The organism is Paracoccus alcaliphilus, from assembly GCF_028553725.1.
In the GTDB taxonomy this organism is placed as follows: Bacteria; Pseudomonadota; Alphaproteobacteria; order Rhodobacterales; family Rhodobacteraceae; genus Paracoccus; species Paracoccus alcaliphilus.
The window spans coordinates 2,760,436-2,776,765 of the sequence record NZ_CP067124.1; the positions used below are offsets into that span (position 1 = coordinate 2,760,436).

At 57.5% G+C, this 16,330-nt stretch carries 19 protein-coding genes; 4 read left to right on the forward strand and 15 right to left on the reverse strand.

Features of this window, described 5'->3' with window-relative positions; all coding sequences use genetic code 11:
- Positions 1-11 precede the first annotated feature (11 nt).
- On the reverse strand, positions 12-515 hold the full coding sequence (locus tag JHW40_RS14330; RefSeq protein ID WP_139208282.1) for a hypothetical protein: 504 nt from the start codon (positions 513-515) through the stop codon (positions 12-14).
- Positions 516-1,025: 510 nt separating this feature from the next.
- Between JHW40_RS14330 and JHW40_RS14335 the strand changes: the two genes are divergently transcribed.
- The gene (locus JHW40_RS14335) at positions 1,026-1,307 is read left to right on the forward strand and encodes a hypothetical protein (protein ID WP_090617599.1); all 282 of its coding nucleotides are present in this window, start codon (positions 1,026-1,028) and stop codon (positions 1,305-1,307) included.
- Between the two features lie 546 nt (positions 1,308-1,853).
- Positions 1,854-3,221: a DUF4942 domain-containing protein gene (locus tag JHW40_RS14340; protein ID WP_090617597.1), complete on the forward strand. Its 1,368-nt coding sequence runs from the start codon at positions 1,854-1,856 to the stop codon at positions 3,219-3,221.
- A gap of 1 nt (position 3,222) precedes the next feature.
- On the opposite strand, the gene JHW40_RS14345 is transcribed toward JHW40_RS14340, so the two are convergent.
- From JHW40_RS14345 to JHW40_RS14360, 4 genes are all read right to left on the reverse strand, one after another.
- Complete coding sequence (locus JHW40_RS14345; RefSeq protein ID WP_139208281.1) at positions 3,223-3,429, reverse strand: hypothetical protein; 207 nt, start codon at positions 3,427-3,429, stop codon at positions 3,223-3,225.
- A gap of 236 nt (positions 3,430-3,665) precedes the next feature.
- Positions 3,666-4,460, reverse strand: coding sequence for a DUF4145 domain-containing protein (locus tag JHW40_RS14350; RefSeq protein ID WP_139208280.1), 795 nt, complete (start codon positions 4,458-4,460; stop codon positions 3,666-3,668).
- Positions 4,461-4,464: 4 nt separating this feature from the next.
- The gene (locus JHW40_RS14355) at positions 4,465-5,025 is read right to left on the reverse strand and encodes an SOS response-associated peptidase family protein (protein ID WP_272848994.1); all 561 of its coding nucleotides are present in this window, start codon (positions 5,023-5,025) and stop codon (positions 4,465-4,467) included.
- Positions 5,026-5,120: 95 nt separating this feature from the next.
- Positions 5,121-5,447, reverse strand: a complete 327-nt coding sequence (locus tag JHW40_RS14360) for a hypothetical protein (protein ID WP_090617591.1) — start codon at positions 5,445-5,447, stop codon at positions 5,121-5,123.
- A 99-nt stretch (positions 5,448-5,546) separates the two neighbouring features.
- Here JHW40_RS14360 and JHW40_RS14365 point away from each other — a divergent pair, with 99 nt between their 5' ends.
- The gene (locus JHW40_RS14365) at positions 5,547-6,719 is read left to right on the forward strand and encodes a DNA polymerase Y family protein (protein WP_244519384.1); all 1,173 of its coding nucleotides are present in this window, start codon (positions 5,547-5,549) and stop codon (positions 6,717-6,719) included.
- A 273-nt stretch (positions 6,720-6,992) separates the two neighbouring features.
- Here JHW40_RS14365 and JHW40_RS14370 read toward each other — a convergent pair whose 3' ends face one another.
- From JHW40_RS14370 to JHW40_RS14400, 7 genes are all read right to left on the reverse strand, one after another.
- Positions 6,993-9,689, reverse strand: coding sequence for a DEAD/DEAH box helicase (locus tag JHW40_RS14370; RefSeq protein ID WP_272848995.1), 2,697 nt, complete (start codon positions 9,687-9,689; stop codon positions 6,993-6,995).
- 307 nt (positions 9,690-9,996) lie between these two features.
- Positions 9,997-10,536 carry a hypothetical protein gene (locus tag JHW40_RS14375; protein WP_090617587.1) on the reverse strand — a complete coding sequence of 180 codons (540 nt, stop codon included), beginning with the start codon at positions 10,534-10,536 and terminating at the stop codon, positions 9,997-9,999.
- A gap of 175 nt (positions 10,537-10,711) precedes the next feature.
- Positions 10,712-11,644 (reverse strand): IS5-like element ISPpa3 family transposase, encoded by a 933-nt coding sequence (locus JHW40_RS14380; RefSeq protein ID WP_026155396.1) that lies wholly within the window; start codon positions 11,642-11,644, stop codon positions 10,712-10,714.
- Entirely contained in the window at positions 11,631-12,251 is a 621-nt protein-coding gene (locus JHW40_RS14385; RefSeq protein WP_090613408.1) for a peptidoglycan recognition protein family protein, read from the reverse strand. The genes JHW40_RS14380 and JHW40_RS14385 overlap by 14 nt, the downstream gene beginning before the upstream one ends.
- Before the next feature lie 30 nt (positions 12,252-12,281).
- Positions 12,282-12,668 (reverse strand): hypothetical protein, encoded by a 387-nt coding sequence (locus JHW40_RS14390; RefSeq protein ID WP_090613410.1) that lies wholly within the window; start codon positions 12,666-12,668, stop codon positions 12,282-12,284.
- Complete coding sequence (locus JHW40_RS14395; RefSeq protein WP_170851846.1) at positions 12,659-12,835, reverse strand: hypothetical protein; 177 nt, start codon at positions 12,833-12,835, stop codon at positions 12,659-12,661. The genes JHW40_RS14390 and JHW40_RS14395 overlap by 10 nt, the downstream gene beginning before the upstream one ends.
- Positions 12,832-13,086, reverse strand: coding sequence for a hypothetical protein (locus JHW40_RS14400; protein ID WP_090613412.1), 255 nt, complete (start codon positions 13,084-13,086; stop codon positions 12,832-12,834). The genes JHW40_RS14395 and JHW40_RS14400 overlap by 4 nt, the downstream gene beginning before the upstream one ends.
- Positions 13,087-13,362: 276 nt before the next feature.
- Here JHW40_RS14400 and JHW40_RS14405 point away from each other — a divergent pair, with 276 nt between their 5' ends.
- Complete coding sequence (locus tag JHW40_RS14405) at positions 13,363-13,752, forward strand: hypothetical protein (protein ID WP_139208174.1); 390 nt, start codon at positions 13,363-13,365, stop codon at positions 13,750-13,752.
- Between the two features lie 15 nt (positions 13,753-13,767).
- On the opposite strand, the gene JHW40_RS14410 is transcribed toward JHW40_RS14405, so the two are convergent.
- From JHW40_RS14410 to JHW40_RS14420, 3 genes are read right to left on the reverse strand one after another with little or no spacing between them, the layout of a single operon-like run.
- Positions 13,768-13,911, reverse strand: coding sequence for a hypothetical protein (locus tag JHW40_RS14410; RefSeq protein ID WP_170851847.1), 144 nt, complete (start codon positions 13,909-13,911; stop codon positions 13,768-13,770).
- A gap of 20 nt (positions 13,912-13,931) precedes the next feature.
- The gene (locus tag JHW40_RS14415) at positions 13,932-14,099 is read right to left on the reverse strand and encodes a hypothetical protein (protein ID WP_170851848.1); all 168 of its coding nucleotides are present in this window, start codon (positions 14,097-14,099) and stop codon (positions 13,932-13,934) included.
- On the reverse strand, positions 14,096-16,327 hold the full coding sequence (locus JHW40_RS14420; RefSeq protein WP_090613415.1) for a sulfatase-like hydrolase/transferase: 2,232 nt from the start codon (positions 16,325-16,327) through the stop codon (positions 14,096-14,098). Before JHW40_RS14420 ends, JHW40_RS14415 begins: the two co-directional genes overlap by 4 nt.
- Positions 16,328-16,330 lie beyond the last annotated feature (3 nt).

Genomic DNA, 16,330 nt, shown 5'->3' on the forward strand with positions numbered 1-16,330 from the left:
AGATTCAGGTCCTAGTTGCTGAAGCTCTTTTCCTTGTGATAGCTCGCCGACCCGCCGAATGGCCCGTAGCTTCCCCCGACCGAACCAGAGATGGACTCGAAGTAGGATGCCCGGTCCTGAACCGAGGAAAAACTCGCTGCGAGATGCGTGCCAACGAGCGGCAGCACGGTGCCCTCGATGCAAACATTGGAACTTGGGCGGTTCAGGAAGCTATTCCACCCCTGTCCGATCTCGACACCAGTGGGCGGATACTCCCGAGCGGTTCGCTCAACAAGCTGGCGGTTCAGGATGAACCCCGTCACCTTCTCTGAAGGAGCGGCGGCGCTAGCAAATGGCAGCATTGGAAATGTGGCGTCTAACCCCGCGCCAGCACTTTCTTCAGATTGCACGGGCAGCGTGGACGAAATCTGTCGTCCCTTGCCGCTGGTTTCTTGTTGAGGAATTGTCTCTTGTGCCGGTTCTTGCGCGAGGGCGGACGTTGAAACAAGAGCTAAAACAGCAACATAACTACGCATTACGCACCCGATCACGAAGAATCATAGCATCGTGATCATCGCATGGATCGTCGTTTTGTCCAACAAGAAACAGGCGACGCCACCTGCAGCGAATTATTTTTTCTCGCAGTCGGCTGGTCTGGGTCCAAGTCCCTGTTTCAATCGGATCGATCATCACTGCTTTGACAAGAGTTTTCCGGATTTTTGTTCCCTTATCGTTCCTGAGACTCCATGCCGACCCCGGCACCAAGCAGAACACGCTTGGCCTCTCGCGTTTGTTACCCGCGCGGCCGCAGCCCCATGTTTGCACATATTATTTTTCCAACCCGCCCCCGACACCTAGCGAAATGCCCAGCAATCGTTGGGCTTCCGTCGGCCCTGCGACACCGCCGTCATCGGATAAAGTATTTCGCAACCCATTGATAGATATATATATTACACTTTAAAGTTGTTGAGCGGCCGGGGGCGGCGGGGTATCTTTGAGTCATCGAGAGCGGCAATGTAGCCGCCAGGAACGAAAGGACCAAACCCATGCCGAACGTGACCCCCATCGACAGCGCCGAGACCTACACCATCGCCTATGTCAATGACGCGCTCATCGCTGTCGTGCCCGATGGCGACACAGATGCCCTCGATGATGCGATCAAGCTGCACATCGATATGTGCATGGCCCGGGATATGGACCCCGAGGAGCCGATCATCCACCGCGACCTGACTCTCTATGAGATCACCTATGATGCTGAGGAGGATGGCGCGGCTATCATGTGGAGTGACCGCGATACCGTCGCCGCCCTCCCGCCGTCCGCGGCCTGATCCAACCTCCAAAGCCCCGGCCATCGCGCCGGGGCTTTCTTTTTCCGGAATCTGACATGCTCCCCAATCTTCCCGATCTCCCTGGTCGAGCACCTTCCGGAACAGATCCGGATTTTTCGCGGCCAGGACGCCGACGATGGTTTCGGCTTAGGGCCGAGATCGTCCTTCTGGGCATCACGCCGGCGATGGTCCGGCAGGCCATAGAAAACGCCGCCTGAAAGGCCCGGATTCTGAGGGGGCGTTACCGTTTGGTAACGAGGGCGCACCCCAAACCGCTAGCTGGTTCGGCGGAGATTTCTGGAAAATTCAACGATTTCAGGATGTTGTGGCGGAGACGAAGTCCGTCACTTCAAAATCTCGACTCAATAATATCAATTACTTATACGTAATTTACGCTCCATATTGTGAACCTAACTGTGAACCAGTCAAGCATACCCGCAACGGCTCAAACCGGCTGATCCGTCGCCCCAATCTTGTATCCATTCCGGCAACACGGGCAAGCGCGGATCGCGCGCGCGGCTGCATTTCTGATTCGGGGGTGGCGCCGTGAACGCGCGCCCCGAAATCCTGACCGGTTCCGAGATCACCACCGGCCGCCGCAAGCCGTCCGAGATCGTCGCTGAATACGAGGCCAAGCGCGAGGCGCTAGAGGGCGCGCTGTCCGAATACGAGGCAGCCGGAAGCGCGCTGAAAGCCGCTGCCACGATCGGCGGCACATGGGGCAACGTCACGCTGGACACCGGGCGCGGCATCTATCTGAGCAACCTGAAACAATCGCTGCTGCAGTCGGCGTGGCGGCATGTCTATGACCTCTACGGGCTGGAGGCGATTTCCAGCGCCACCGACAAGCGCCGCTATGAACAGATGTTCAGCGCGCCGCCGCCCTTCACTGTCGAGAATATCCGCGATGCGTTTGGCGATCTGATATCGGATCCATGGGGCAGCGTCCTGCGCGGCATGGCCGAGGTATTCGCCCAACTCGATCCGGCGTTCAAGAGCCACGAGAAGATGAAGATCGGCGTCAAGGGCCTGCCCAAGCGCGTAATTCTGTCCAACGTGACCGGCTATGGTTCGTGGGGCCGGGACCGCCTGCGCGACATACTGAACGCTCTGGCCGCCTATCAGGGCAAGCCGCTGATCGAATATCGCGAGATCGAGGCGCTGATGAGGGACGGAGAGGCGCTTCTTGAGGCATGGACCGCGCCGGGGGATGGGCACCGGCCCGAGGTAGAATTTCCGCCGCGTGGCGTCTGGCTCAAACGGTTCGCCAACGGCAACGGCCATCTGTTTTTCGATCTCACCACGCTCCGCGACATCAACCGGGCGCTGGCCGAATATTACGGCGACGTGCTGCCCGACTGCCCCGAGGATCGCCCGGCCCGGCAGTGCACCGGCACCGATGTCAGCAAGGACCTTCAATATTACCCGACGCCTGTGGCGGTCGTGGAGCGGGTTTTGGCCGAGATCAAGTATCGGATCGAGGGCCAGCGGGTGCTGGAGCCGTCCTGCGGATGCGGGCGCTTCATGGACGCGCTGCGCGCCGTCGGGGCCGATGTGGTGGGCTGCGAGGTTGATCCGGTCCGCGCGGCGATGTGCGAGGCCAAAGGCCATCGCATCATGCGCATGAACTTCCTCGACACGGCTCCAACGCCGGATTTTGACCGGGTGGTGATGAATCCGCCCTTCGCTGGCCGTCACTATGCCAAGCATGTGCGCCACGCGCTGCGGTTCCTCAAGCCGGGCGGCACGCTCACCGCGATCCTGCCCGCAACCGCCCGCTATGACCACGGCGAACTGGATGACCTGCGACCGCATTGGGATGACCTACCGGTCGGATCGTTCACCGAGAGCGGGACCAACATCAACACCACCGTCGCGACAATTCATGCACCGAAGGAAAAGCGCCGTGACTGATCTAGCTTCCAGGAAGGACGACAGACATTTCGATGTCGATGTCATCAGGTTCCAGATCTACGGCCGCGGGATGGCTACTGGCGAGCGCCGAGCGGACAGCAGCTGCCGCCATTCCCATGCCTTGATCTCCGGGGTCCATGATGGTGTCTGTCTTGATGATTACTCCATCAGCCTTTCTTTTCGCGGTGTAATGATAGGTCGTGGTCATTGCGATGATCCTGTTCAGGAGATTCCTAGACCGACTATCGCCCAGGCGGGTGTGATCCGTCCAACAAATTGCTGCGTGGCGCGCCATGGCTGCTAGGATCACCTGCTGCACGCCGGGCTGCCACCGAACCTGCATCAATAAGCGCGGCTGGTCGGAATGGATCTGCCAGCGCCATTGGTCTGCCGTCCCGAAGGAAATGCGCCGTACCTATGCCCGCGTAAAGCTTTCCGCCTCCGCTAATCGCCTTTTGGCAATGCCTTTAGATTCCGCTTGTCAATTTGCAAACGCACGCCCTCTGGAAGCCGGTTGTGCATATCGGCAAGCCTTTTTGCATGGGATATTGTTTGCTCCACAATGTAATTAATAATCTGAAATAAAGAAATTGCGGTGTCACGGTTGTCATCGAGTAATAACGTTTCGGCTGGATGAGCCGCATTATTCCCTGTTACTCGTAGCACGTCGCACGCTTTTGTAACGTCCGGTGAAACGCCCTTCGCCACCAGTTCACCGATTTTTTCATTAATTCTATTATCAGGGTCGCAACCAAGTTCATGGGTGAGTTGCTCTAGCGCAACGCGCAATAGGGCTGCAGCGCCGCGAGGGGAGGCATCAACAATTTCAGCTGCTTCATGGTATATCGTTGAAACGGAAGCCGGCATGTCCTCGTGCGGTGGATCCACGTTCAAATTTGGGGGGAGCATTAATCTATCTTTTATCCATATTGAAAACTTGTGGCAGTGCTCACAGACGCTTATATTTATGCCATTAAGTATTTGCATCTTCTGACTATGGCTGGAGCGTGTAACGTAGCAATCATCATCAACCTCGCTAGCATTGGCACCTCCGTTGTACAGCATCGTGTAGCCGACCCAACCCCATGACTGCCTTGCATACACACCGCAATATGGACAATTAAATGCTTTCAAGTTAAATTCTGCGGGCGTAAACTTCACCATCATTTCCTCGGAGTAAACTTTTTCTGAACAAACTGTGGCACGTTGCGAATATTTTTCAATAGATTTCTTGTCCAACGGTTTAAAATTTGTTATCGTCTATCAGGTCCAAGCTGTCATCTGGCAGCGGCCGCTGCAACATGGCCGCCGCTATCCCATCCATCCACGCATGCCAATCGTCCGGCTTGGTCAGGATCACCGGCATGGCTTTGGGGTGAACTGCCTTCACCTCGGCGTTGGGCTCGCAGGTTAGGAAGGCGAACAGGTCATCTTCTGTCGGGCCGTCCTTCACCTTGCGCACCGATGTCCAGCTGCGGACCTCGATCCCAGCAAAGAACATCGTGGCGTCGGGGTCTGCCGAGGCGAACCACTGGTTGCCCTTCCCCTTGATCGGCTCCGCGAATGCACTGACCGGCACCAGGCATCTATGGGCCCGGCCAAGCCAGCGCCGCCAATGCCCCGATCCGAGATTGCGCACGTTTGTCACGCCGGGGTCGCGTTCCGTTTTCAGCGCGAATTTCGGAGAAGGCATGCCCCAGCGCGCCTTCACCAGTTCAAGGCCCTCGTCGTCATTGCGGATGATCGGGGCCAACTGGTCGGGATAGATCAGCCCGGGCTGGATATTCCCGGCCCGGTCGGTCATTCCCTCAAAAAGCCGCCGCAGCGCGTCCTGAGATACCTTGCTGGCAAAGAGATTGCACACGGCCATTCCTCCATCATGCTTCGGAACGCGATGCCCTATAGCCCGGCCGACCTGACGCGCTCACCGATCCCCGACCGTAGCGCATCCGCAATTCGCTTCAACTCTCGCGACCGCAGTCCCGAATTTGTGATGGTCAGCCCCTTCCACCAGGCAGCGCGCAGAAGATCGCCCTTTGGATGGCATCCACAGACGATATCCAGCGCCCGGGCGACCTCCTTAAATCCTCGCAAATCCTCGTAAAGTGTGTCGGTTACCGCTTTGTCGAGGCGCTGCATGGACGCTTCCAGAAGCTCATCACCCACAATCTGCTCTGACCATGCCCCGCCGAAAGCGACGTTGCGCAACTGTGCTTCCCTGTCCATTTCGACCCCTTGCCCAACTAGAACAAAAAGAGAACATAAGGGACCTCACAGAGATTCGGCAAGACAGTCATGGGACCATTTCGGACGCTCTACATCGACATGAACAGCTTCTTCGCATCGGTCGAGCAACAACTCGATCCAATGATCCGTGGACGGCCTGTGGCCATCACGGCGATGGAGAATGAAAAGGGATGCTGTGTGGCGGCCAGCTATGAGGCCAAGGCCTTTGGCGTCAAAACCGGAACGAGCGTTGGCGATGCGCGGCGACTCTGCCCGGGCATCGTGTTCCTGCCGTCGCGCCACCGGCTCTATGTGCGCTTCAACCTTCGAGTCGCCGCCGTGCTTGATCGCTATGCCGAACTGGAGCGGATCAGGAGCGTGGACGAGTTCCAGATAGGGCTGTCGGGCGAGACATCCGGGCTGGACGGCGCGCGCGCCCTGGTCACGACGCTGAAACAGGCTGTCGCGGTCGAAGTCGGGGAATGCCTGCGGTTCAGCGCCGGCATTGGCCCCAATCACCTGCTGGCGAAGATCGCCGGGAAGCTGGAGAAGCCGAACGGCTTTCAATGGCTGTCGGCCGAGAACATGCCGGAGCGCATTGCGCATCTGGCGTTGGATGATCTGCCCGGCATATCCCGCTCGATGAAGGCGCGACTGATGCGGGCCCGCGTCTATGACGTTGAGGCACTGTGTCGGCTCGATCCGCGCCATGCACGCCTTATCTGGCGATCGGTCGAGGGCGAGCGATTTGTGCGGATGCTTCAAGGCATGCAGATCGAGATCGCGCCGACCAAGCGCGGAGGTTATGGCAACAGCAAGGTCTTGGCGCCCGATCTTCGCCGGCCGCGCGAGGCCTATCTTGTATCCCGTTGGCTGATCGAGAAGGCGGCCGCCCGCCTGCGCCGGGATGGGCGCGTGGCCGGGTCATTCAGCCTGCATCTATCGCCGCTCGACGCGCCGCGGTGGGCACGATCCGTCAAGACGGCGGCAACGCAGGACACGGCCGAGTTTCTGCGGATCAATCGCACCCTCTGGATTGAGGCATGGCCGCGCATCAGCCGGGTGCAGCTTCTGGGGATCGGGGTGCAGCTTGGCGATGTCGATATGCTGGATAACCGGATCGGGGATCTGCTGGCCCCTCTGGCACCGGCCGAACGCAGCACGGGCGAGCGGGCTTCGGCGGCGGTGGACTTCATCAATCAGCGTTTCGGGGCCGGAACCATCACGTTTGGCGTCAACAAGCCGCATCCGGGGTTCTTCGAGCGGGGGTGAGTTGCGGGGAGAACAGTTTGGGCTTAGCAATGACAGCTAAGCGGACAATCCTGCCATTCGCTACGTTGCAGAATTCACCTCGCTCCCGCAAAAACAACGACTCACGCGGCCGGGAAGCGGCCGCTTGTTGCGAGTGAGACAGTCGGTCACGTCGTGCAGCAGGCAACAGTTTGATCAACAGCAGGGTTTACCTGCGCTGAAAATCTGCCACCGAAAAGGGGCAGCAGATGAGCCTCGCCTGAGGCAAGGCTTATCAGCGTTCATTCATGTAAATTACGCAGGGCTCAACATTTCAGCGGCTATATTGTTGAGACGCTCGGACCTGATCGCCGCCATCGACAACCCGCTTTGGTCAAGCGTTTTCGCAGCGTCTGCTCGCCATGCGAGGTCGCCTTCCCGATGCAATTGAGTTTTAAGCTGGCGCAGCGTTGCTAAAGCATTAAAAGCCCACGCTCGGAAATCTTCCGTGGACCAGTAGGATACGGTTGTAAGGTGAGGGAATGCCCCCTCATGTGCCTTTGTCACCGGGCCTACTAAGACGGACAGTATGTCACATCCCTCTGCAGCAGCAACTTTCTCTTTCAACCACCTCGGGTGGCTAGCTGCCTGCCGTGCTTTGTTCGCGCCCAACGTCTCTTGCTCAGCACCAACATAGTCCTCGAATACGATACCAGTAGTTTCTCCAAGCCACCAGGGATCAGGTGCCGCATCGCTTTCATCATTTCCTGATGAAAATCCTAGAAGATCACCGAGCAAAACCTGAGCTCTCTCAAAGTTCTTTGTACCGTTTATACCCTGTAAAATTTCTCTCTCTAGTTCGGCGAATTTTCTGTCATGACTCATTCCGAGTTTGATGAGCTTACCCTCAATTCTTTCTACCTGAAGCGCAATTTCTCTATCAGTGCTGATTTCCGCGTCATTCAGTTCATTTTTGGGGAGGAGGGTTGATGTCCACGGAAGATTGGTGGCCGCCTTGATTGCAGACCTGAATTGGTCTTTAGAGGTTTCGGTAGCTGCTCGGTTGCCCTGCAGACTTAGCAGGAATGCTGCCGATCCTGCTAAGTAATGCCAAAGCGCTCGGTATCCACGCAATTCAGGTGCCGAAAGATGCCCGAGAACTGACCGCGCTTCTTCAAGGGCTTTCTCATAATCTGAGGCCCAAATTGCTTTCTGGTATCTAACTTCATTCCGAACGGACGCCGCCAGTTCAGCCGATGCAGGAAAATCAATTTTCTGCATAGTTTTAATTTCACTGATAATGTTCCCGTCAACCTCATGCCAATCATCACCATTCTCGAGGAATATCTCATAATTGTCTTTGAAATCTGAAGACGAAACGCCGATTGACTGCTCGACACCAAAATCGATCTCTGCCTGAAGTTCCGGCAGAAGGTGCTGGCGCAGATTTTTATCGGTTAAATAGTCCTGCAGTTCTTCGCCAGAAATAAAGACCGCCGACCTATCCTGCAGGCTTCGTGTGCATCGACCAATTGCTTGAATTACTCGCGTCTGGATGCGAGAACTGAGCAGAAGCTCCGCTCCCATCTTTCTCGAAAAGAACCTTTCTTGCAAGTTGGACGCCTTAGGAAGGTTGTCCACACAAAGCATTCGGCACTCGTCATCTGGAAAGTCTAGTCCGTCGTATCGCCCGGCTAGAACGGCAACCGCATTTTTCTCTTGAGTGAAAGCCGTTTTAGATACTTCAATATCCTCTGCGGAGAAGAAAGGAAAACCAATTTCCTCGATTTTCTCGATTGCCTTCAGGGCGACTTTCTTGCTCGGCGTCAAGATCACAGCGCGACCCGATTTTTTAATTAGCTCTAGGCGTAGATCCTGAATATCGCCTTCTTGCAGCGACATTCCAGGGAACATGAAGAATCGCCGCCCAACGCTTTCCAAGTTGTAGCCAGATGGTGCCGCTAGTCTGGATACAACTTCTCGACCAGTCAGCCTCTCCAGATCGCCTCCTTCCCCCAAAGTCGCAGACATATAAATTCTGTGCTTTGCAGCTTCGAAGGCGCTCAACGTCCAAGTTGGTGGAACTAAAGGCCTGATCAAGATTTCGCCATAAGATATGTAGACATGACAAGCCATGAGGTGTTCACGAAGCAGTTGCCAAGAGAATGAGAGATCAGTGCCATGCGCATGAACATCCAATGCCTCGGTCAATGGATCAGCGATCTTGCATAGGATTGGCGTGGGGATCTTATCTACCCATCCCACATCGGCGAAAGATTTCGCGTCCCCATTTAGAATCGAGAAATCTAGCCGGCCGATGTGAGGCTTTAGGATGTTGGATACTGCTTGCAGAGCCGCTTTGCTTTTCTCATCTGTAATGCTTAGCTCTAGAGACCACATTTTGCTGATGTAGTTCTCAGCAGCATGGGCATCATCAATGATGATCGTATCTGCGTCATCAAAGAATGGTCTAGTATTAAACACGCTCTGATATGTTGTAATTGCAATTTTGCGGCATTGTCTATATTCTGCAATAGCGCTCGGGTCATAAATCTTTTTAGACCCCGTAAAGCCAAGAACGTCCATTCCGTATTTTTCCCGACACTGCTCGACCGTTTGGTTTACAAGCTGTCGAGTTGGACAGAGGAAAACGACTCGTTGGTTAAACTTTCGGCGGCGCCATTCTCCAATAAGAGTCCCCACGAGTGTTTTACCGCTACCCGTCGGAAGTTGCAGCGCAACGTCTTTGCTTTTAAGAGATTCCTTGACGTATGATTCTATTATCGCACGCTGATGCGGCATTTCGGTGGGAAACTTGCGACGAGATAGCGATCTGAACAGATCGATGGGGTTGTCATGAATGTCTTGCTTTGACCTGTTCTTCTTGAAAGCCATCTCGCGCCTCACTGAGTTTCGCGCGCATTTTGGCATTTCCAGCGCAGCTTTCAAGCGGCAGATCGGGGTGAGCACCACATGGCCCTGTTGTATCATCCCTTCGTCAGGCTGAACCAAGTGCGGGTGCTTGGCGAGGTGCGGTGTTGACTGCCGACGGTCTGCTCTTGGCCGGCCTCCATGCTGCGGCTGCGGCTCGCGCGTCCAGCGGAAATGACTGCAGTGGGCTCAAAGCTACCGCTCCACCATCCACTCCACAAGACACCGCAGCGCAAGGAAAAACCAGCACGTCGCTGTGGCTGGTGATCTGAACCAACTGCCTCCGGCTTTTCGAACCGAGGCAGGAATAGGATCTGAATAATACCCGCCCAAAATGCAAAAGCCCCGGCACGATGCCGGGGCTTTCCTGTTGCCCGGTCGAGCAGCCTTAAAGCGCGCCCGCCTTGGCCAAGGCATCGGCCAGCTTGTCAGACTTCACCTGCTGTATAGCATCGCGGACATAGGTGCCGATTCGGTCGTCAGTGATGCCCGTGGCCTTCACCGTGCCGGGGTTGCCGGTCTTGATATAGCTGATGCCGGTGCGGATCAGGTCGGACAGGTCGGGCTGGCCGATCGTGGTGGCGCCAAGATAGCGGGCTTGCAGCAGGTCGATGATGCTGTTCGCATAGCGGGTGGCCGATTCCTCGATGGTCTGCCGGTTCAGCCGCTCGACCAATCGAATACCGATCTTCGATCCGAACCACGACAAAGCTGCAAAGCCCGCAGACATGACCCCACCCACGATCCATGTCACGATCTGGACCTGAGCAGTGTCGATGATGGGGTTTGCGATGGCGCCGATACCAGCGGCAGACACGGGCAGCGCGAGCAGAATGAAGGCGGCCGCCAGCAGCGGGGCGAGGCGCCACAGGAAGATGATCGCGCAGACGATCAGCACGACAGAAAGCAGAAAGAAGATGGCAGTCATGTTAGGCGGCTCCTTTAAGCCATGTGGGGACGTTGAAACCGGGACAGGCGCGCGCCGCATATTGGTTGTGTCCGGTGATCCGCTTGATCACCGTGCGGGCGCTAATGGCCTCGATCAGATAGGCGTTGTTGCAGAAGTCAGTGTGTGAGCGCAGTTTTCCCTTTCCGCGTTGAGTTCATGCCACGCGTTTGATCTCGGCGGATCCGAGGGCATTGAAGCGGTTCATGAGGGCGATGCGGATATGGATTTCGGCGGTCTGGCGGTCCGGGTCTCGTGATGAGATGCGTTCACCGAAGGCCTTGAGGCAGCGCATCCTTGCCTCGATCCTGCTTCGGACGTGATAACCTGACCAGCGCTTCCATATGGCCCTGCCCAAGCGCTGGGTTGCCCGGAGGATCTCGTTGCGCGCCCTGGCTGCGGGGCAATCCTCCTTCCAGAGACGGCCATTCCTCCGGATCGGGATGATGGCGGTGCCGCCTCGATCCAGGATCGCGGTGTGGCAGCGTCGGGTGTCAAAGGCACCGTCGCCGGTGACGGTGCCGATCTGTTCATCCTCTGGGATCTGGTTGAGCAGGTCGGGCAGAACAGGGCTGTCGCCTTCACGGCTTGAGGTGAATTCGACGGCGCGGATGTCACCTGTAGCCGTGTCCATCGCCAGATGAACCTTACGATATTGGCGTCGGCGATGCGGGCCATGCTTGCGGGCAAGCCATTCCCCATCACCAAGAAACTTGATCCCGGTGCTGTCCACCAGCAGGTTCAGCGGCCCCGGCGCACGGCGGCTCGTGATCTGAACCGTGATGCGCTTCTGCCTGCGGCTCAGGGTCGAGAAATCGGGCACCCGCCAGTCGAGCCCGGCCATCGAAAGGATGCTCGCCACCATCCCTGTCGTTTGCCGCAGAGGCAGGCCGAACAGAACCTTCACCATCAAGCAGAACTGGATCGCGGCATCAGAGAAGACCGGCGGCCGACCATTGCATCCGGATTTGGGTGCGCGCCAAACCATGTCCTTGTCCAGCCAGATCAGAAGGGACCCGCGCCGCTTCAAGGCATCGTTGTAGGACTTCCAGTTCATCGTGCGGTAGCGGGTCGGCTCAGGCTTGCTCATACTCGCCCCTTAGCCCACTGGATTCGCAGTGTGAATCCCTCAGAAAACGGAGTTCTGCAACAACGCCGATCAGATAGCGCAGGGACGAGTCCTGGCCGGCAGTGAAGTTCTTGCTGAACGGGTCGCGTTCGGTCGAGCCCAGGCCGCCCAGCAGGCAAATGCCGATGGTGCCGCGGTTCTTGTTCTGCTGGCCCGTGTGGGCGCCGATCACGTTCTCGGCCCGGCCGGGCAGGAACTGGCCGTCGCGGTCGATGATCCAGTGATAGCCGATATCGTTCCAGTTGTTCGACGGCGATGTGTGCCATCGCCGGATCTCGGCCAGCTTGTCGGCCAGAGGGCGGCCAGCCAGCCATGCCGGCGCCGTCGCGCTGCAATGCACAATGATCTCGTCCACGGGATACCGCGCAGCCCCCTGATAGATCATCGCCCCCGTGCTGGAGACGGGCTTTTGGGTGGCTGCGGCCTTGCCGTCGGCGGCCAGCCAGCGTTCCGCAGCGGTGCGGGTCTTTGGGCCGAACAGGCCATCAGCCTTGCCTGGATCATGCCCCAGCGCGGCAAGGCCGGTCTGGATCGACCGGATAGCGTCTTTCGTCATGGCGTTCTCCATTGAACGGGGTGCAGATTCATCACCGGGCACTCACCAGAAGCGGATTTTCGTGGGGTGCATCCATGCCTTCCACCACGGCCAATCCGCTCGCTCGTGAGCGGGGATCAGGGCTTGGCGGCATTTCAGGGCGCAATAGATCGACAGCATCATCAAGCCGCTGAACACGACGTTGAACATCCGACCGCTGACCAATTCCGACCACGCAGCAGCAGCGCCGGGCGCATAGGCGCGCGCCAGCGGCAATGCCACGTCCCAATAGAGACCCCGCAAGATCAGGATGAACGATAGGAGGGCGAACCCGACGACGAACCACCACGTCGCCTCGCCAACCACCCGCAGGCTGGTGCGGAATGCCCAGACGATCATCACCAGACCGACCGCGTTGATAATGGCGATTGTCCCGATGATCAGTGCCATGCCGTGGTGTCCTTCTGTAGCTGGCGCACGAGCCTTTCAACCGTGGCCACATTTTCACTGATTTTGCGCTTTTCAGGGGCGACGGCTTCCTTGTGCCGGCGCAGTTCTTCGTCGGCCTCGGCTTCGCGACGGCCCTTGCCGCACAGTTGCCGAATGATCCGCATCATTTTCGACCCTCCAATATTCGGACGGCCTGCTTGATTGCCTCACCATAGGCATTGATTACGGTGTTCGTTTGGGTCGTCAGTTCGCGAAGCTCTTTCGACATTTCGCGTGTGACATCGAGCAGCTTGTCCTGAAGTTTGTTGTTCTGACGATGCAGAGCGATGATCGCGCCAACTGCGAAGGCCAGCATCAGCGCGAGGATTTCCATCGCGTTGCCGGATGCCAGCCGGTCAACTGCCTTTGACGGGTCCATCACGCCCCCCTTTGCCGGGGAGTTCCCGGCGTGGATTGGTTGCAGAACTGATGGGTGCAGCGCACGGAAGTATCCTCTTGCCTTGAAGCAAGGGCGCACTTCCTATGTGCCCGTCAGTGGTGTTTTAGCACTAAATGAACGCCACTGGTAGATGCCGCGGCAGGTCCGCGCGAATGTCGCCTATCATTCTTCCTTCAGTAGACCCTAAAATTCTTGACGCATCATGCCGTCAGGAGGCACAATTTCTGAAGAAAATTCAGGATTGAGGGGCTTGAGATGAATAGTGCAGATATTTTTGCCCGAGGGATGCGCCGGGCACAAGGCGAGATCGACATGGAGGACGAAACTCAGGTAGAGACCGCTATGTTTCTTACGGGATTGGCTGAAAAAATTCGGAAACTGGAATCGCCTATTCCCCTAACCGTTGCGGAATACAATAATCATATGATTGTTTCGTTGCCAAATTCTCATGAAAATTTTAATTTTTTTACTGTGCGCTGGCACAATGGTTGGATGATCGATCAGGGTGAAAATCTACTATCTGTCCAAGACCAAGAGCGACTTTTCACAACCCTACCTGACGGTAGAGGTGAAGGTTTCGATGCGGCTGATATAATAATAGAAGCACTGGGATACTGGGTGAAAACATCGTCCAATTCCGACTAACGGTCAGTATAATCTTTACTGATCGAGGGCCAGCGTTGCGGCGACATAGGCCAGCAGGGCGATCAGCCCTGCGCCAAACGACAACGGATCGTCAAATCCCATCGTCCCGACGGCATCCACAGCGCTGAAAAATGCGTCCGCGGCGGTGAACAACGCCACCCCCGCGATCTTCGCTCGGACTAACCACCGCACGTCTCGACATTCGGATCATGCAGCGGACAGCCTCTAGTCAGCCACAGGTCGCCCCAACGCTCGTTGTCCTGCGGCTCGCCGTCTCGGGCGAGGCAGGTGCAGCCTTGCTGGATGGCGTCGTATCCGCCCGGTTCTAGTTCACGTTCCTCGCTCATGCCGCTACCGTTGCTCCTGTGATACAGCCTGCCACCAACGCGATGTTGGTGGTCTCGCAAATGACCTTCTCGAATGCCGCCGTGATTTCCACCTGCCCGCCTGCAAGGGCGACGTTCACCGGCTGGATGCCAGCCCAATCTGACAGGTCGATCACGTCGCTGGCAGTCAACCCGCCGATGGTCTGGACCTGTCCCGTGCGCATGACCCGCACGGTGTCCGTCCCGGCAGCACCGGTCCAGACGAAGTGCGAGCCGTTCTGCAGAATGATCAGATCCTCACCAGAGTCAGCGTTGATCCGGTCGTTGCCAGCATCAGCGATGATCGTATCGTCGCCGGCCCCACCACGGATACTGTCATCTCCGGCACCACCAATCAGCAGGTCGTTGCCAGCACCACCCATCAGGGTGTCATCGCCGGCACCGCCATAAAGCTCACTGTTGCCGGGACCAAAGCCCCCGGTTCCGCTGCCGCCATAGATCAGATCATTGCCGCGACCGCCGTAAGCAATGACCCGACCGCCAGTGACGGCAGCGCCGCCGTTGGGCGATCCTGACAGGGTGTCATCGCCATCGCCCATGATGACGGTTCTTGTCGCACGGCCGCCAGCCAGGGTGATGAAGTTGCCGCCATCGTTGCCGACAACGGTTGCCCCGGTGGTGGTGTTGCGCAGATAGATCGACCCGACCCCCAACGGCATCTTGATCAGCCTGTCAGCCGGATCGCGCCAGATGGTCCCCATCTGATACATGCGACGATAGTTCGGAGAACGGGCGCGCTCGTCCAGATCGCCCATAACGAACAGTGAGTTCGTGGGCGAGTGCGGAGACGGTTCCCATCCCAGCAGCGAGGCAAAGGGAGTGCCGGGCCTGATGATGGCGCCGTCAGCCACGATATCGAGGCCCCAATCCCGGCAAGCCTCGTAGAGCATGTCCCGATATTGCAGAAACAACGGGTTGTCCGGCTCTCGTGCGGCGATGTTGTCCTTCATCCACGGGTCGGTCATGACGTTGTAGAACTCGAAAGTCTCGTCCTGATAGACCGAAACCCGCCAGTCATCGATGCCGCCCGAGGCCGAACCATAATGGAAGCTGGGGATCATTCTTTCAGGCATGGTGCCGCCTTCGACCAGCGGACGAAGCGAGATGCCCCGGAAGTGATCCGGCAGATCAACCCCGAGATAGTCGCAAACCGTGGGGCCGATATCCACGAGGGACACCGGCTGCCACACTGTGCGTCCCGTGGTCTGGCCCGGCGCCGAGATCAGCAAGGGCGCGTTGCAGGCTTCTTCCCAAAGGCTGAACTTGTGCCAGACGCCCTTGTCGCCCAGGTGATAGCCGTGATCCGACCAGCAGGTGATCAGCGTATTGTCGTTGAACGGGCTGGCCTCAAGGGCATCGAGGATCACCCCCAGCTTTTCATCTGCGAAGATGACGGCGGCGATATAGTTGCGGACGCTTTTCCGCCACCAGTCAATCCGTTCTTCATCCCATGTGCTGGGGCTGGGCGAGCCCAGATGCTGGCCCATACCGGTGAACGCCACGGCAAACGGCAGAAGATCCCACGACAGAGGCCAGTCCTCCGGCATGACGATATCGTCAAGATCGATGCTCTCATAGATCCTGTTCGGGGTGTACCAGGGATTGTGCGGGTGATGGAATCCAGCCTCCCAGTGCCAGAACCGTCCTTCTGCGGCGATGCCCGGCGCGATATTGGCGAGGAAGTCAGCGGTGGTTTCGCTGACCATCACATCATACCAGTGTTCCTCGTTGTCGAAGCCGATCCCATAGAGGCCACCCCAATCGGTCCGCTCAGTCGAGGGGTTGTGGATGACGGTGAAAGGTTCAGAGTCATACAGTGCCTGATAGACGCTGCTGGGTTGTGGCACATACCCATGAAACACCTTGCCGACAGTGCCCATCCAATAGCCGGCTTGTCGCAGATGGTAGGACCAGATCTGCTCGACCTTGATATGATCCCGCCAGTTCTCGTCGTTCAGCACCCCCGTCTCATAGGGGCTATAGCCCGACATGATCGAGGCCCGGCTGGGACCACAGGCAGCGATCGTGCAGGCAGCGCGCCTGAACGATGTTGAGCGGGCTTCCAACCGCGCAAGATTCGGCAGCGACACCTCGATACCGAACGGGCTGCGCCCCCACTTGCCTGACGCCTGAATGAAGTCCTTGTAATTGAACAGATCGTCAAAGGCGATCATCAGGTGGTTGACCATTGG